This window comes from Nocardioides humi, from assembly GCF_006494775.1.
GTDB classification, from domain to species: domain Bacteria; phylum Actinomycetota; class Actinomycetes; order Propionibacteriales; family Nocardioidaceae; genus Nocardioides; species Nocardioides humi.
In genome coordinates this window covers 5,428,879-5,444,270 of the sequence record NZ_CP041146.1, presented here as the reverse complement: position 1 = coordinate 5,444,270, position 15,392 = coordinate 5,428,879, and the positions used below count along the sequence as shown (strand labels likewise).

Sequence of the window (15,392 nt, the reverse complement as noted above, 5' to 3'; positions counted from 1 at the left end):
CCGCCCACGGATGAGAATGATTCTCATGCGCTCTCTGCAGGCCGTCGTCGCCGTCACCACGCTCGCCCTCGCCACCGCCGGCTGCTCGGCCTTCTCCGACGGCGGCGACACGAAGTCGGGCACCTCCGGGGCCAGGCCCGAGGTCGTCGCCGCCTTCTACCCGCTGGAGTACGTCGCCGCGCGGGTCGCCGGCGACCACGCGAAGGTCACCTCCCTCACCAAGGCGGGCGTGGAGCCGCACGACCTGGAGATCAACGTGCAGGACACCGCGCGGATCGCGGCGGCCGACCTGGTGGTCTTCGAGAGCGAGTTCCAGCCCGCGGTGGACGAGACGGTCGCCGAGAACGCCGGCGGCGAGACGCTCGACGTCGCCGACGTGGTCGAGCTGGAGCCCTTCGAGGAGCACGAGGACCACGACGAGCACGCGGACGAGGAAGGCGACGAGCACGCCGACGAAGAGGGCGAGGAGGGCGAGGAGGGCGAGGAGGACCACGAGCACGGCGAGTTCGACCCGCACTTCTGGCACGACCCGATCCGGGTGGCAGCCTTCGGCGACGCCGTGGCGACCTCGCTGTCGGAGCTCGACCCCGACCACGCGGCGGACTACGCGGCCAACGCGGCCGACCTGCGCTCCGACCTGGAGGCGCTGGACCAGGAGTTCGAGGCGGGGCTCTCGTCGTGCGAGCGGGACACGATCGTGGTCTCCCATGACGCGTTCGGCTACCTGGAGAAGTACGGTCTGCACATGGCATCGATCGCTGGGCTCTCCCCCGACGCCGAGCCGACCCCGGCCGCGATCGCCGAGCTCCAGCAGCTGATCCGGCGCGAGGGGATCACCACGGTCTTCAGCGAGACGCTGGTGAGCCCCAAGACCGCGGAGACCCTCGCCGGCGACCTCGGCATCGAGAGCAAGGTGCTCGACCCGATCGAGGGCCTCACCGACGAGACCGCGGACCAGGACTACCTGTCTCTCATGCGGTCCAACCTGGCCGCCCTGCGCACCGCCAACGGGTGCTCATGACCTCAGCCTCCGCTCCCGTCACCGACGCTGCCGTCGCGGTCCGCGACGGCAGCGTCGCGCTCGGCGGGCGCCCGATCCTGCGCGGCATCGACCTCGCCGTGCGCGACGGGGAGTTCCTGGCGCTGATGGGCGCCAACGGCTCGGGCAAGTCCACGCTGGTCCGGACCCTGGTCGGGCTGAACCCCCTGACCACGGGCGAGGTGAGGCTCTTCGGTGCGCCGCTCGACCGCCACGCCGCCTGGCAGCGCGTCGGGTACGTCCCCCAGCGCGCCTCGGCCGCGTCCGGCGTACCGTCATCGGTCTGGGAGGTCGTCGCCTCCGGCCGGCTCACCCGCCGGCGCCTGCTGCGGCCGCTGAGCCGCGCCGACCGGTCCGCGGTGGAGCGGGCGCTCGACGTCGTGGGGCTCCGCGACCGGCGCCGGGAGTCCGTGGGCGACCTGTCCGGCGGCCAGCAGCAGCGGGTCCTCATCGCGCGTGCGCTGGCCGGCGAGCCGGACCTCTTCTTCCTCGACGAGCCGACCGCCGGCGTCGACCTGCCCAACCAGCAGATCCTCGCCGACACCCTCGGCCACCTCAAGGACGACGGCGCCACCATCGTGCTGGTCGCCCACGAGCTCGGGCCGCTGGCGCCGCTCGTCGACCGGTGCGTCGTCATGCGCGACGGCCGGATCGCGTACGACGGCCCGCCGCTGGCCGACCACGAGGTGCACTCGTCGTGGCTCGCCGAGCCGCACACCCACCACCATCACCCCGGCTCGGAGCCGAGCACGGGCGACCGCTCCCCGCAGATCTCCGCGCCGGTCGACACCACGGAGGACGAGCGCCCGTGAGCCCGGCCGAGCTGTTCTCCCTGCCGTTCATGCAGCGCGCGCTCATCGCCGCGCTGGCGACCGGCATCGCGGCGCCGATGATCGGCACCTACCTCGTCCAGCGCCGGATGGCGCTGATGGGCGACGGCATCGGCCACGTGGCGGTCACCGGTGTGGCGATCGGCCTGGTCACCGGCACCTCGCCGATCTGGACGGCCGTCGTGGTGACCGTGCTCGCCACCTTCCTGATGGAGCTGATCCGCGAGAAGGGCCGCACCAACGGCGACGTCGCCCTCGCCCTGATGTTCTACGGCGGCCTGGCCGGCGGCCTGCTCATCACCGGGCTCGACGGGCAGGGCACCCAGACCATCGGCCGCTACCTGTTCGGCTCGCTCACCGCGATCTCGGTCGACGACGTGCTCACCACCATGATCCTCGCGGCGATCGTGATCGTGCTGTGCGTCGGACTCTCCCCCCAGCTGTACGCCATCGCCCAGGACGCCGACTTCGCCCGCGTCGCCGGGCTGCGGGTCCGTGCGTACAACCTCCTGGTCGCGGCGCTGGCGGCCGTCAGCGTCACCGTCGCCATGCGCACCGTCGGCCTGCTGCTGGTCTCCGCGCTCCTGGTGATCCCGGTCGCGACCGCCCAACAGGTGTCCCGCTCGTTCCGCACCACCATGGCCGCCTCCGTGCTCCTCGGCACCCTCGCGGCGGTCGGCGGGCTGGTCCTCGCCGCCCTCGCCCCGAGCGACGTGACCGTGCAGCCGGGACCCACCATCGTCATCCTGGCCCTCACCCTGTACGCCCTGACCTGGCCGGTCGGGATCTGGCTGCGCCGCCGCACCCGGCTGCGCGAGCCCTTCGCCTCCGGCCGGGCCGTGCCCGCCCACGAGACCTGCGACGAGCACCCGCACGCCCACGGGCCCGGCTGCGGGCACCTCGCCGTCCCCCACGACGACCACGTCGACTACGTCCACGACGGCCATCGCCACGCGGCTCACGGCGCCCACTACGACGAGCACTAGGTTCATGGGCCGAGCGTGTCGCTCGTCCCTCGCGCCACGCTGCCGGCCGCGCGGTCGAGGCTCGCTCGGTGTCAGGTCGCCTGGCGGCCAGACGGTCGGCTCGCGGGAAGACTCGCCTCCTCCGCTCCGGTCGCTCGTCCCTCGCTCCCTGCGCTCCGTCGCCCTCGCATCCCGCGATGACCGACACCAGTGGCAGGTGGGTCGGGCCCGGCGACTTCTCTACTTGACCCACTGCAGCGAGGCGTCCCGGGCTGCCTCGACGACCCAGTCCCAGAGGCGCTGCACCGGGTAGAAGATCCCCGACGTGCCCGCGAGCAGCATGACCGGCAGCATCCCCCAGGTGCCGACCTTCTGGCTGCTCGGCACCAGGATGACCAGCATCTGGGCGCCACGCTAGTGAGGTGCGGAGTCAGGCGCTCCCGTAGCGGCGGTCGCGGCGGGCGTACTCGTCGATCGCGGCCCACAGGTGGCGGCGGTCGACGTCGGGCCACAGGACGTCGGAGAAGACGAGCTCGGAGTACGCCGCCTGGTAGAGCATGAAGTTCGAGAGCCGCTGCTCGCCGGAGGTGCGCCAGATCAGGTCGGCGTCGGGGAGCTCGGGGACGTAGAGGTAGCGGCCGAGGGTGCGCTCGTCGACCTTGTCCGGGTTGATCCTCCCGGCAGCGACATCGCGGGCCAGGGCGCGGGCGGCGTCGCCGAGCTCGGAGCGGCCGCCGTAGTTGACGCACATGGTGAGCGTCAGCACCCGGTTGTGCCGGGTCAGCTCCTCGGCGACCTGCAGCTCCTTGATGACCGACTTCCACAGCCGCGGCGCGCGGCCGGCCCAGCGGACCCGGACGCCGAGCTCGTGCATCTCGTCGCGGCGGCGACGGATCACGTCGCGGTTGAACCCCATCAGGAACTTCACCTCCTCGGGGCTGCGGGACCAGTTCTCGGTGGAGAAGGCGTACGCCGAGATCGCCTTCACGCCGATCTCGATCGCCCCCTCGACGACGTCGAACAGGCTCGACTCGCCCTCCTCGTGCCCCCGGGTCCGGGGCAGCCCGCGCTCCTTGGCCCAGCGGCCGTTGCCGTCCATCACGATCGCGACGTGGGGGGGCACGAGCGCCTTCGGGACGGCCGGGGGCGGGCGCCGGACGGGTGCGGGCTGGGCGGACGGACGGGAGAGCGGCGGGCCACCGGAGCACCCTACGACGCGCCGCGCGCGTTTCCGGGACGAGCCCGCGGGTAGGCCCCGCTCATGGGCTACAACCTCAATGTCGTGGTGGTCGAGAGCACTCCGCTGGCCGGCCTGGCCGAGGCCGGGTGGGTCCGGTCCGGGGACGAGCTGCCCGCCGAGGAGGCCACGCTGAGCACCTTCGACGGGGTCGCCGGCTACGACGCCGGCGGTCACGCCGTGCTGTTCGACCCGGCCTTCGAGATCGACACCGACGCCCTCGCCCGGCGGCTGGGGGTGACGGTGGTGAACGCGCTGTTCGGGAGCGCCGCGGACGTCTACCAGTACCGCGTCGCCGGCCCCGCCGGCGTACGGATGGTGGTGCTGCAGGCCGGTGACGTCACCGAGTCCGTCGGCGAGCCGCTGCCGGAGGAGCAGGAGGTCGCCTCCGGGCAGTACCCGGAGGACTGGCTGTTCGCGCTGCTGGCCGCCCGCGGCCATGCCCTCGTCTGGGACGACCGTACGGCGGTCCGGCTGGTCCCGGCGGCGCCGCCGCCCGCACGCAGGCGCGGCTGGTTCCGGCGCGGCTGACGCGCCCGCTGTCTGTGGAAGAGCGGTTGCGACCGCATCCTCGCTCGCTGAGCATCGCGGCATGGAATCTCTCGGGAAGGTGGGGCAGCATGGTGACCATGACGATCGACACGGGGGTGCCGCCCGGGCGAGCGCTGACGGTCGACGACCTCGACGCGCTGCCCGAGGACGGGCTGCGTCATGAGCTCGTCGACGGGGTGCACGTCGTGAGCGCGGCACCGACACCCCTGCACCAGCGCGTCAACTTCCAGCTGTGTCGCATCCTCGATGATGCCGCGCCGGAGCACCTCTGGGTGGTTCCGCCGATCGACGTGGTGCTCGCCCACGACACCGTGCTCGAGCCCGACGTGGTCGTCGCACCGCGCGACCGGCTCACCGGCAAGCGGCTCGACGGCCCGCCGCTCCTCGCCGTCGAGGTGCTCTCGCCGAGCACCGCACTGACCGATCTCAACACCAAGCACGACCGCCTCGAGCGCGCCGACGCGCCGCACTACTGGGTCGTCGATCCGGTCGCGCCGCGGCTGATCGCCTGGGAGCTGCAGGACGGTCGCTATGTCGAGGTCGCCGACGTCTCCGGCGACACTTGCTGGCACGCCGAGCGACCGTTCCCCGTCTCGATCCGGCCGACCGACCTCGTTCGGTAGGGCTCAGCGCTCGACGTACGCCAGCGAGCGGAGCCCGCGCTCCAGCTGCCACTGCACGAACGCCGCGACCAGGCCGCTGGCCTCGCGGACGTGCCGCGGGTCGGCGGCCTCGACCACCGCCCAGTCGCCGGCGAGCAGACCGCCCAACAGGGTGAGGGTCTCGGGGCGGGGGTCGCGGAGCCGGGGATCCGGCAGGTCGAGCACAGCACGCCGCCCATCGAGGGGTTGAACCAGCGGTGGTGACCGAGCTCCCCGGTGGCGGTCACGGGCGGACGGCCGCAGTGGGCGCAGTCGACGAACGCGGGCGCGTAGCCGGCGATCGCCAGCGCCCGCAGCAGGTACGAGTCCATGACGTGACCGGGCAGCCGCTCCCCCGCCGCCATCGCGTTGAGCCCGCCGAGGAGCAGCGAGAACTGCTGCCGGGCCGGCTCCCGCTCCTCCACGACCAGCCGCTCGGCGGTCTCGAGCATGGCCGTGCCGGCGGTGTAGCGGTCGTAGTCCGCGCCCAGCGGCGCGGCGTACGCGCCCCGGGTCTCGGCCTGGGTGATCGTGTCGAGGTTGCGGCCCTCGGCGAGCTGGAGGTCGACGTGGGTGAACGGCTCGAGCCGCGAGCCCCACCGCGAGGTCGTACGGCGCACGCCCTTGGCCACCGCACGGACCAGGCCGTTCTCGCGGGTCAGCAGCGTGACGATGCGGTCCGCCTCACCCAGCTTGCGGGTGCGCAGGACGATCGCCTCGTCACGGTAGAGCGGCACCCCCTCATTGTGCGGCCTCGGGCGTGACGAAGCCCGGCGCCACCCCGTTGAAGGGTCATGCGGCGCATCACTCTCGGTCTGCTCGTCCTGCTCGGCCTGGTCCTGTCCCTCCTCGCGCCCGGCGCGGCGCGCGCCGACGCCGGCGACCCGGCGTACGCGCCCCTCGACCGTCCCGGCCCCACGCTCAGCGTGCCGGCGGCGACCCTCGACGCCGCGCTGAGCTGTCACGGCGACCCGGCCACGGGGCCGCGGCCGATCCTGCTCAACCCGGCCACGAGCGTCACGCCGGTCGAGAACTACTCCTGGAACTGGGAGCGGGTGTTCGCCGCGCAGGGCCGCTACTACTGCACGGTGACGATGCCGTTCCACACCTTCGGCGACATCCAGGTCGCCGGCGAGTACGTCGTCCACGCGATCCGCACCATGTACGCCGCCACCGGCCGCCGGATCGCGATCCTCGGCCACAGCCAGGGCGGGATGAACCCGCGGTGGGCACTGCGGTTCTGGCCCGACGTACGCGCTCAGGTCGCCGAGGTGATCGGCATGGCCCCGTCCAACCACGGCACCGCCCTGCTCGGCGGCTGCATCCCCGGCCTGACGACGTGCGTGCCCGCGGTGTGGCAGCAGAAGGCGGGCTCGGCGTTCATGAAGGCCCTCAACAGCGGCGCCGAGACCTTCGCCGGCATCGACTACACCAACGTCTACACGAGCCTCGACGAGGTCGTCGTCCCCCACGTCTCCTCGACGCTGACGACCGGCGACGGCGCCATCGCCAACGTCCGGGTCCAGGACGTGTGCCCGCTCGACCCCTACGAGCACGTCCTGACCGGCACGGTCAGCCCGGCGACCTACGCCATCGTCACCGACGCGCTCGACCACGACGGCCCCGCCGACCTCGCCCGGATCGACCGGTCGTGGTGCTCGCGGCTGTCCATGCCCGGCGTCGACCCGCTCGACGTGCGGTCCTACACGCCGGTCCTGTTCGCGCTGCCGAGCCTGGTCAGCACGGTGCTGCCGATGGTCACGTTCAGCGGGGCGCCGCTGGTGCGGCGGGAGCCGGCGCTGCGGTGCTACGTGTACGCCGCGGGCTGCTGACGTCGGTCAGGAGGAGCCGGTACGACGCCCTCGCCGCGCCGAGCGGGTGCACTCGCGCGCGAACCGGGTGACCGCGATGTCGAGCCGCTCGGGCCGGCGGCGCCACTCCAGCGGCACCTCGGCGCGCTCGAGGACGGCACCGGGGATCTCGCCGGCGAGCATCTCGGCGTCGCCGGCGGGGTGGAACGGGTCGGCGGTCCGGGCCAGCACGAGGGCGGGCACGGCCACACCGGCGCGCTCGTCCGCGGAGGGCGCGAACCGGCCGAAGAGCACGCCGTGGACGACGGCGGCGACCGGTGCGGGACGTGCGTCGAGGGTGTCCAGGGCCAGCCGCACCCAGGCCGGGGCGATCCGCCGCGGCAGCGGGCGGGTGGCCAGCCGCACGGCGGTGAGGGCGAAGGGGGCGAGCCGGGCGGCGGCGAGCACCGGGCCGAGCACGGCGAGCTGGGCGCCGAGGGCGTTGTCGAGGACGGGCCCGTCGAGGATCAGGCCGGCGACCCGCTCGGGGCGAGGACCGCGACCTCGAGCGCGACATTGGCGCCGATGGAGCTGCCGCCGACGACGGCCCGCGCTGCGCCGACGTGGTCGAGCAGCGCCACGACCTGCTGGGCGAAGGCCGTCACCGAGTACGACAGCGGGTCGGCCGGGCGGTCGGAGCGGCCGTGACCGAGCGGGTCGAGGACGAGCACGTGCAGGCCCTGGGAGGCGAGCATCCGCGCGGTGCGGTCGTGCACCCGCCGGGGCACGAGCAGCGGCGGGAGGAGCACGACCCAGGCCTCGCCGGCGCCGTACTCGGTGTACTCGAGGCGGTCGCGGCCGCGCCGGCCCTCGACGAAGACCTGTCCGACCTGCTCGGAGGCCAGCGCGGCGCGACCCATGCTCAGCCGCCCGCCGGGATCGTGATCGCCTGCGCGCGGTTGGCGGCGCACACCACCGCACGGAGCGAGGCCGTGACGATGTTGTGGTGGATGCCGATGCCCCAGACGATCTCGCCGGCGATCTCGCACTCGACGTACGCCGCGGCGACGGCGTCGCCGCCCGACGAGAGCGCGTGCTCGGCGTAGTCGAGCACGCGGATGTCGGCGCCCGCCTGGCGCATGCCGTCGACGAACGCGGCGACCGGGCCGTTGCCCATGCCGGTGAACGCGATCTCCTCACCGCGGACGACGAGGCGCACCTCCTGGCGGTCGTCGCCCTCCTCGTCGGTCGTCGAGGAGAACGACACCAGGCTGTAGGGCTCCTCGCGGTCGAGGTACTCCGCGCGGAAGATCGTCCAGATGTCCTCCGGCGTGACCTCGCCGCCCTGGGTGTCGGTGTGCTGCTGGATCACCCGGCTGAACTCGATCTGGGCACGGCGCGGCAGGTCCAGGCTGTGCTCGGCCTTGAGGACGTACGCGACGCCGCCCTTGCCGGACTGGCTGTTGACCCGGATGACCGCCTCGTAGGTGCGGCCGACGTCCTTGGGGTCGATCGGCAGGTACGGCGCCTCCCACGGGATCTCGCTGACCGGCTTGCCCTGCTCGGCCGCGATCCGGTCGAGGTCCTCCAGGCCCTTCTTGATGGCGTCCTGGTGGGAGCCGGAGAACGCGGTGTAGACCAGGTCGCCGGCCCAGGGGTGCCGCGGGTGGACGGGCAGCTGGGTGCAGTACTCGACCGTGCGGCGGACCTCGTCGATCTCGGAGAAGTCGACCTGCGGGTCGATGCCCTGGCTGAACAGGTTCATGCCGAGGGTGACCAGGTCGACGTTGCCGGTGCGCTCGCCGTGGCCGAACAGGCAGCCCTCGACCCGGTCGGCGCCGGCCATCAGCGCGAGCTCGGTCGCGGCGACCGCCGTACCCCGGTCGTTGTGGGGGTGCAGGCTGATGATCGAGTGGGCGCGGCGGGTCAGGTGGCGCCCGAAGTACTCGATCTGGTCGGCGTAGGTGTTGGGCGTCGACATCTCGACCGTCGCGGGCAGGTTGAGGATGATCTCGCGCCCCTCCTCCGGCTGCCACACGTCGGAGACCCGCTCACAGACCTCGATCGCGAAGTCGGTGGGCGTCTGGGTGAAGATCTCCGGGCTGTACTGGTAGCCGAAGTCGGTGCCGTCGAGCAGCTGGTCGGCGTACTTCATCACCCACTCGGTGCCGCGGGTCGCGATCGCGATGCACTCGGCCTCGGTGACGCCGAAGACGACCCGCTGGAACAGCGGGGCGGTCGCGTTGTAGAGGTGGACGGTCGCCTTGTCGGCGCCGACGAGCGACTCGACGGTGCGGGCGATCAGGTCCTCGCGGGCCTGGGTCAGCACCGAGATGCGTACGTCGTCGGGGACCCGGTCCTCGGTGACGAGCTGGCGCACGAAGTCGAAGTCGGTCTGGCTCGCGGCCGGGAACCCGACCTCGATCTCCTTGTAGCCCATCCCCACCAGGAGCTCGAACATCTTCATCTTGCGCGAGGGGCTCATCGGGTCGATGAGCGCCTGGTTGCCGTCGCGCAGGTCGGTGGAGAGCCACCGGGGGGCGCGGGTGATCTTCCGGTCCGGCCAGGTGCGGTCCGGCACGGTGACGGGCTCGAAGGCGGTGTAGCGGTGGTAGGGCATCCCGCTGGGCTGCTGGCTCGGGACGGTGACGCTCGGCCGTGCGTTGGTGGTCATGACTTCCTCGGTTCGTGAGTTTCGAGATGGGCGCCGGGCGCGCGACTCACTCCGCAGCGAGGGGTCCGGCAGATCAGACCTCGCTGCGGCCGCTAAGAAGCAGAACTCGCGTCATGACGGCAGCCACTCTAGCAGCACCGCGGCGCCGGCCGCTCCGTAGGCTGGCCGGGTGCCGAGCCTGCTGATCGTCCACCACTCCCCCAGCCGCTCGATGCGGGCGCTGCTCGAGCAGGTGGTCGCCGGCGCCCACGACGACGACGTCCAGGTCGCCGGCGGTGGCGTCGAGGTCGTCGTACGGCCGGCGCTGGAGGCGACCGCGGACGACGTGCTGGCGGCCGACGGCTACGTGCTCGGCACGACCGCGAACTTCGGGTACATGAGCGGCGCCCTCAAGCACTTCTTCGACTCGACCTTCCTCGCCGTCGGCGGCGCCCTCGACCCGTCCGGCGCCCCGGCCGACGGCGCCGGGGCGACCACCGGGCGGCCGTACGGGCTGTGGCTGCACGGCCGCTACGACCTCACCGGCGCGGAGCGGTCGGTGCGGTCGATCGTGGGCGCGCTGGGCTGGCGGCAGGGGTACGACGTGCTCGGGGTGCTCGGTACCGTCGACGACGCGGCGCTCGAGGCGGCCTATGCGCTGGGCGCTACGATCGCGGCACTTCTGACCGACTGATCGCCGACCGACCATCGACGTCACGAGAGGGGCTGGATCGCGTGCTGCACCGTGTCGTCGTGGTGCTCGCGCTCGCGCTGCTGGCGCCGGTCCTCGCGTCCTGCGGCTCCGAGAGCCAGGGCGGCAACACCGACGACGACCTGGTCGACTCCGTGGAGATGCCCGAGAGCGGCGTGTGCCGCTCGCTGACCCCGAAGACGTCGCCCTGCCGGCCAACGCGACCAAGACCGTGCCGTGCTCGGAGGAGCACACCGCCGAGACCTTCGCGACCGGGAAGCTGCCCGCGGAGTTCGACGACGTCGAGTACGACGACGCGAGCCTCGGCGCGTTCGCCTACCGCACCTGCTCGACCGCGTTCGCCAAGTTCGTCGGCGCCGACGAGAGCCTGGTGCTGCGCACCACACTGAGCTGGGCCTGGTTCCGGCCGTCGGAGAAGGCGTGGAAGAAGGGCGCCCGCTGGTACCGCTGCGACGTGCTGGGCGGGAGCACCGCGAGCACGTCGTACCGTCCCCTGCCGGAGACCGCCGAGGGCATGCTCGCCGGGCGGCCGCCGGACGTGTGGCTCAGCTGCGCGCGCGGCCCGTCGGTCGGCGAGGGCGAGAAGGTGCCGTGCTCGCAGAAGCACGACTGGCGCGCGGTGACGACGGTGAAGCTCGGGCAGCCCGAGGACGAGTACCCCGGCGACCGGGTGATGGAGAGCCGCACCCGCTCCTTCTGCGCCACCTCGGTCAAGGCGTGGCTGAACTACCCGGCCGAGTTCGAGTACGGCTTCACCTTCTTCCACAAGGCGGAGTGGGACGCCGGCATCCGGCGGTCGGTGTGCTGGGCGAGGACGGGTGAGTGACGTGACGGGGAGCCTTCGCCGGGTACGACGCGCGGCCAACGCCGGCGCTGCCCTGCTCGCGCTGACCGGCCTCGTCGCGTGCAGCGGCGGCGGGGAGGAGAAGGAGCCGCCCCCGACCGCGCCGTCCACGCAGGCCCCGGCGGCGGCCCCCGATCCCGGCCCCACCGCAGGCGCCTGCTACCCGCTGCCGTACGACGCCGCCGTCGCGCCCACCTCCGAGGTCGAGGCCGTGGACTGCGAGCAGCCCCACACCAGCGTGACCTTCGCGATCGGCACCATCGACGCCTTCGTCGACGGCCACCTGCTCGCCGTCGACTCCGAGAAGGTCCAGGCCCAGGTGTCCTCGGCCTGCCCCACCCAGCTGCTGAGCTACGTCGGCGGCACGCTCACCGACCTCCGGCTGAGCATGATCCGCTCGATCTGGTTCACCCCGACCGTGGAGCAGTCCGACGCCGGCGCCACGTGGTACCGCTGCGACGCGGTCCTCCTCGACGGCGCCTCGCGGCTCGCCGACCTCGACGGCGACCTGGAGGGGGCGCTCGCGGGCGAGGGCGTCCCGAACAAGTACGCCATGTGCGGCACCGCCGCCCCCGACGCCGAGGACTTCGAGCGGGTCCGCTGCTCGGCGAAGCACTCGTGGCGCGCGATCGACGTCGTCGCCTTCGAGGCGGTCAAGTACCCCGGGGTCAAGAAGGTCCGTGCCGCCGGCCGGACGCGCTGCGAGGACGCCGCCGCCGACGTCGCCGAGGACCCGCTCACCTTCCAGTGGGGCTATGAGTGGCCGACCAAGGAGCAGTGGGCCATGGGCCAGAAGTTCGGTCGGTGCTGGACGGCTGATTAACGCTGTTCACAATCTGACGCGGGGTTCTGAAATGTTGCGGTTGGGGACCAAACCGGGTGATTTCGGCGACGGGACATGCAGTCTCTGCCCAAACGCAAAGACTCACCAATCTCACCCGACGAGACAGGCAAGGGGTCACGCAGCCTAGAAGCCCAGCTTGCGCAGCTGACGGGGGTCCCGCTGCCAGTCCTTGGCGATCTTGACGTGGAGGTCGAGGTAGACCGGGGTGCCGAGGAGGGCCTCGATCTGCTGACGGGCGGCGGTGCCGACCTGGCGCAGGCGGGCGCCCTTGCGGCCGATGACGATGCCCTTCTGCGAGTCGCGCTCGACGTACAGGTTGGCGTGGATGTCGAGCAGCGGCTTGTCGTCGGGGCGACCCTCGCGCAGGCCCATCTCCTCGACGACGACGGCGATGGAGTGCGGGAGCTCGTCGCGGACGCCGTCGAGGGCGGCCTCGCGGATCAGCTCGGCGGCGAGGATCTCCTCGGGGGCGTCGGTGAGGTCGCCGTCGGGGTAGAGCGGCGGGCCCTCGGGCATCAGGCCGACGAGCAGGTCGCCCAGGAGGGAGATCTGGTCGCCGGCGACGGAGGAGACGGGGACGATCTCGGCCCACTCGGTGCCGGTGGTGCGGCCGAGCTCGGCGATGTCGAGCAGGTGCTCGCCGATCCGCTCCGGGGAGGCGAGGTCGGTCTTGGTGGCGACCGCGATCTTGGTGGTACGCCGGACCTTGGCCAGCTCGTTGACGAGGAAGGTGTCGCCGGGGCCGATCCGCTCGTCGGCGGGGAAGCAGACGGCGACGACGTCGACCTCGGCCCAGGTCGTCCTCACCAGGTCGTTGAGCCGCTCCCCCAGCAGGGTGCGGGGGCGGTGCAGGCCGGGGGTGTCGACGAGGACGAGCTGGCCGTCGGGGCGGTGCACGATGCCGCGGACGACGGTGCGGGTCGTCTGCGGCTTGTCGGAGGTGATCACGATCTTCTGGCCGACCAGCGCGTTGGTCAGCGTGGACTTGCCGACATTGGGGCGCCCGACGAAGCAGGCGAAGCCGCTGCGGTAGCCCTCGGGGACGTCGCCGGTGCCGAACACCGGCGCCACCGGCGCCACCGGCGCCGCCGGCGGCGGCAGCGCCCCGAAGTCCTCGTCGAACTCGTCCAGCTCGTCCAGCTCGTCGTCGTGCTCGCTCATCCCTGTGCCTCCCGGGCGGCGTCGTAGTCGGCCCAGATCTCCTCGTCGGACTTCCCCGCGGCCTTGCCGGCGCGCCAGATCGGGCCGGGGTCGACGGCACGCGGCTGGCGCTTGGCGACCGAGCGCCAGTAGCCCATCACGTCGTAGTGGGTGCTGGGGAGCCTGCGCTCGCGCATCAGGTGCTTGCGGATGGCCCGCATCTGGGCGGACTCGCCGGCCATCCAGAAGTAGCCCGGGCCGTCGGGCCAGTCGAGCTCCTCCACGACCTCGGCGAGCCGGCTCTCCCCGTCGAGCGGCAGCCAGGTGACGTCGGCGGTGTCGGGGAAGTAGCCGGGGATCCGCGAGTCGGCGGGCACCTCGGCATGGATCCGCACCGGCAGCCGGTCGCCGTGCTCGACGGCGATCCGCGCCATCGCGGGCAGCGCGGTGAGGTCGCCGACCAGCAGCAGCCACCCGGCGTCGTCCGGCGGCAGGAAGGAGCCCTTGGCCTCGGTGAGGACGACCTGCTGGCCGACCACGTCGTCGGGGTCGCCCGAGCCACCGGACGCCCACTCGGTGACCAGCCCGACGTCGTGGACCACGATGTCGAGCACCATCGCGCCGGCGTCGAGCGAGCGCACCGTGTAGTAGCGGCTCTGGAACTGGCCGGGCACCACCAGGCCGATCCACTCGTCGGAGATGCCGGTCGAGGCGAAGCCCGGGACGTCGAGGGTCAGCCGCACCAGGTGCGGCGTCAGCTGCTCACGGCCGCGGACCGTGGCGTCGTACTGCTGGGCCCGGGTGCTCACCCGCCCAGGCTAGCGGTCGCGGACACCCAGTCAGCGGTTGTTGATGGTGGCGCGGTACCTGCGGTGGGAGGCGTCGGTCGGGACGAGGAACAGCGAGGTGGCCTTGAACTTGCGCCGCTTCACCGTGTAGGTGCCCTGTCCGGGGCCGGGGCGCCGGGTGGTGAAGGTGAGCTCGAAGCTGCGGTTCGAGCCGCGGGTGACCAGCGGGATGTTGGAGACGTCGACCAGCTTCATCTTCAGCCGCACGCCGGGGCCGACGACCTTGAACCGCGCCTTGCGCTGCTTCTTGAAGCGCTTGCGGCGGTACAGCTTGGCGTTGCGGGTGTAGGCGCGCGGCGCGGCCGCGACGGCCGGGGCCGCCGCCGCCTGCGGAGCGGCGACGGCGAGGCCGGGCGTGGGGAGGCCGACGACGGCCACGGCCGCGCCGGTGGCCCCGGTGGCGAGGACGGTACGGCGGGTCAGGTCGGTCATCGGATGCTCCTGGCGACGGCACTAGGCTGGCGGTTGTGACTGCGTGGTTCGACGTCGAGGACTTCTCCGGACTGGTGGGCGACCCGTTCGAGGTCGCCCTGCCGGACGGGGGCGCGCTGACCCTGGTCCTGCGCGAGGCGTCCACGACGGGCGTGCCGGGCGGGACCGGGCCGGACGGTACGCCGCGCGACCAGTTCTCGCTGGTCTTCACCGGCCCACGGCGCCGACCCTGACGCAGGCCACGTGGGCCGTCAGCCACGCCGGGCTCGGCGGCCTCGAGCTGTTCCTGGTCCCGCTCGGCCCGCAGGACGGCGCGATGCGCTACGAGGCCGCCTTCGCCTGAGCGTCCCGCCGCGCGGGGGCTCCAGGGGCTCACGACGGGCTCCGTTCCATCAGCACGTAGACCCCGCGCCGGGCGACGGGGCGGAAGCCGAGCCGCTGGTAGAGGCGGGCCGCGGGGTTGTGCACCTCGACGTGGATGCTCGTCGACCGGCCGGACGCCGTCGCCTCGTCGATCACCCGGGACACCAGGGCTCCCCCGATGCCGCGGCCGCGGAACTCCGCGGTCAGCGCGACGTCGACGATCCGGATGTCGTCGGGCCGGCGGCTGACGTAGAGCCGGCCGGCGGGCCGGCCCTCGACCTCGACCAGGTCGAAGCTGCCCTGCGGGTGCGCGGCGCGGTACTGGGACGTCTGCAGGTCCAGCTGCATCCGCAGGAACGCCTCGCGCTGGCCCGGCTCCCAGGCGACCTGGTCGAGCTCGGCGGCGCGGATCTCGCCGTAGAGCGCCAGCAGGAACGCGTCGTCGGTGTCCGTGACCGGACGCAGCACCACCGGGTCGAGGACCGTCGTGCCCATGCCCTGC

General features: G+C 72.8%; 17 protein-coding genes and 3 pseudogenes. 10 read left to right on the top strand and 10 right to left on the bottom strand.

Annotated features, from left to right (window positions below):
* Positions 1-25: 25 nt before the first annotated feature.
* Genes FIV44_RS26280 through FIV44_RS26270 form a run of 3 tightly spaced genes read left to right on the top strand, consistent with a single transcriptional unit; the run spans position 26 to position 2,855 of the window.
* Positions 26-1,021, top strand: coding sequence for a metal ABC transporter substrate-binding protein (locus FIV44_RS26280; protein WP_246086631.1), 996 nt, complete (start codon positions 26-28; stop codon positions 1,019-1,021).
* A complete protein-coding gene (locus tag FIV44_RS26275; RefSeq protein WP_141007029.1) occupies positions 1,018-1,851 on the top strand; it encodes a metal ABC transporter ATP-binding protein in 834 nt (277 codons plus the stop codon). Before FIV44_RS26280 ends, FIV44_RS26275 begins: the two co-directional genes overlap by 4 nt.
* Positions 1,848-2,855, top strand: coding sequence for a metal ABC transporter permease (locus FIV44_RS26270; protein WP_246086630.1), 1,008 nt, complete (start codon positions 1,848-1,850; stop codon positions 2,853-2,855). The genes FIV44_RS26275 and FIV44_RS26270 overlap by 4 nt, the downstream gene beginning before the upstream one ends.
* Before the next feature lie 219 nt (positions 2,856-3,074).
* Here FIV44_RS26270 and FIV44_RS30875 read toward each other — a convergent pair whose 3' ends face one another.
* Positions 3,075-3,236 carry a hypothetical protein gene (locus FIV44_RS30875; RefSeq protein ID WP_181410844.1) on the bottom strand — a complete coding sequence of 54 codons (162 nt, stop codon included), beginning with the start codon at positions 3,234-3,236 and terminating at the stop codon, positions 3,075-3,077.
* Positions 3,237-3,264: 28 nt separating this feature from the next.
* Positions 3,265-4,034: pseudogene (locus FIV44_RS32745) on the bottom strand (isoprenyl transferase).
* Positions 4,035-4,095: 61 nt separating this feature from the next.
* On the opposite strand from FIV44_RS32745, the gene FIV44_RS32740 reads away from it, so the two are divergent.
* Together FIV44_RS32740 and FIV44_RS26255 are read left to right on the top strand one after the other, a co-directional pair.
* Positions 4,096-4,602: a hypothetical protein gene (locus FIV44_RS32740; protein WP_141007028.1), complete on the top strand. Its 507-nt coding sequence runs from the start codon at positions 4,096-4,098 to the stop codon at positions 4,600-4,602.
* A 98-nt stretch (positions 4,603-4,700) separates the two neighbouring features.
* Positions 4,701-5,246 (top strand): Uma2 family endonuclease, encoded by a 546-nt coding sequence (locus FIV44_RS26255; protein WP_141007027.1) that lies wholly within the window; start codon positions 4,701-4,703, stop codon positions 5,244-5,246.
* 3 nt (positions 5,247-5,249) lie between these two features.
* Here the strand turns inward: FIV44_RS26255 and recO are convergent.
* Positions 5,250-6,001 (bottom strand): annotated as a pseudogene (recO, locus tag FIV44_RS26250) (DNA repair protein RecO).
* Between the two features lie 57 nt (positions 6,002-6,058).
* On the opposite strand from recO, the gene FIV44_RS26245 reads away from it, so the two are divergent.
* Positions 6,059-7,096: an esterase/lipase family protein gene (locus FIV44_RS26245; RefSeq protein WP_141007026.1), complete on the top strand. Its 1,038-nt coding sequence runs from the start codon at positions 6,059-6,061 to the stop codon at positions 7,094-7,096.
* Positions 7,097-7,102: 6 nt separating this feature from the next.
* Here FIV44_RS26245 and FIV44_RS26240 read toward each other — a convergent pair whose 3' ends face one another.
* The 3 genes from FIV44_RS26240 to leuA are packed head-to-tail and all read right to left on the bottom strand — an operon-like array spanning position 7,103 to position 9,728.
* Positions 7,103-7,534, bottom strand: coding sequence for a hypothetical protein (locus tag FIV44_RS26240; protein WP_141007025.1), 432 nt, complete (start codon positions 7,532-7,534; stop codon positions 7,103-7,105).
* 47 nt (positions 7,535-7,581) lie between these two features.
* A complete protein-coding gene (locus FIV44_RS26235) occupies positions 7,582-7,974 on the bottom strand; it encodes an alpha/beta fold hydrolase (protein WP_141007024.1) in 393 nt (130 codons plus the stop codon).
* A 2-nt stretch (positions 7,975-7,976) separates the two neighbouring features.
* A complete protein-coding gene (leuA, locus tag FIV44_RS26230) occupies positions 7,977-9,728 on the bottom strand; it encodes a 2-isopropylmalate synthase (protein WP_141007023.1) in 1,752 nt (583 codons plus the stop codon).
* 169 nt (positions 9,729-9,897) lie between these two features.
* Between leuA and FIV44_RS26225 the strand changes: the two genes are divergently transcribed.
* The 3 genes from FIV44_RS26225 to FIV44_RS26215 all read left to right on the top strand — a co-directional run bounded on the left by FIV44_RS26225 (position 9,898) and on the right by FIV44_RS26215 (position 12,086).
* Entirely contained in the window at positions 9,898-10,401 is a 504-nt protein-coding gene (locus tag FIV44_RS26225; protein WP_141007022.1) for a flavodoxin family protein, read from the top strand.
* Between the two features lie 175 nt (positions 10,402-10,576).
* A complete protein-coding gene (locus tag FIV44_RS26220) occupies positions 10,577-11,245 on the top strand; it encodes a septum formation family protein (RefSeq protein ID WP_181410843.1) in 669 nt (222 codons plus the stop codon).
* Positions 11,238-12,086 carry a septum formation family protein gene (locus FIV44_RS26215; protein WP_141007020.1) on the top strand — a complete coding sequence of 283 codons (849 nt, stop codon included), beginning with the start codon at positions 11,238-11,240 and terminating at the stop codon, positions 12,084-12,086. Before FIV44_RS26220 ends, FIV44_RS26215 begins: the two co-directional genes overlap by 8 nt.
* A gap of 144 nt (positions 12,087-12,230) precedes the next feature.
* Here the strand turns inward: FIV44_RS26215 and era are convergent, their stop codons facing one another.
* Genes era through FIV44_RS26200 form a run of 3 tightly spaced genes read right to left on the bottom strand, consistent with a single transcriptional unit; the run spans position 12,231 to position 14,527 of the window.
* Positions 12,231-13,268 carry a GTPase Era gene (gene era / locus FIV44_RS26210; protein ID WP_141007019.1) on the bottom strand — a complete coding sequence of 346 codons (1,038 nt, stop codon included), beginning with the start codon at positions 13,266-13,268 and terminating at the stop codon, positions 12,231-12,233.
* Positions 13,265-14,056, bottom strand: a complete 792-nt coding sequence (locus FIV44_RS26205; RefSeq protein ID WP_141007018.1) for a siderophore-interacting protein — start codon at positions 14,054-14,056, stop codon at positions 13,265-13,267. The genes era and FIV44_RS26205 overlap by 4 nt, the downstream gene beginning before the upstream one ends.
* 30 nt (positions 14,057-14,086) lie before the next feature.
* Complete coding sequence (locus tag FIV44_RS26200) at positions 14,087-14,527, bottom strand: DUF6916 family protein (RefSeq protein WP_141007017.1); 441 nt, start codon at positions 14,525-14,527, stop codon at positions 14,087-14,089.
* A gap of 35 nt (positions 14,528-14,562) precedes the next feature.
* Here FIV44_RS26200 and FIV44_RS34230 point away from each other — a divergent pair.
* Positions 14,563-14,870: pseudogene (locus tag FIV44_RS34230) on the top strand (DUF6916 family protein).
* A 29-nt stretch (positions 14,871-14,899) separates the two neighbouring features.
* Here FIV44_RS34230 and FIV44_RS26190 read toward each other — a convergent pair.
* The gene (locus FIV44_RS26190) at positions 14,900-15,385 is read right to left on the bottom strand and encodes a GNAT family N-acetyltransferase (protein WP_141007015.1); all 486 of its coding nucleotides are present in this window, start codon (positions 15,383-15,385) and stop codon (positions 14,900-14,902) included.
* Between the last annotated feature and the right edge of the window lie 7 nt (positions 15,386-15,392).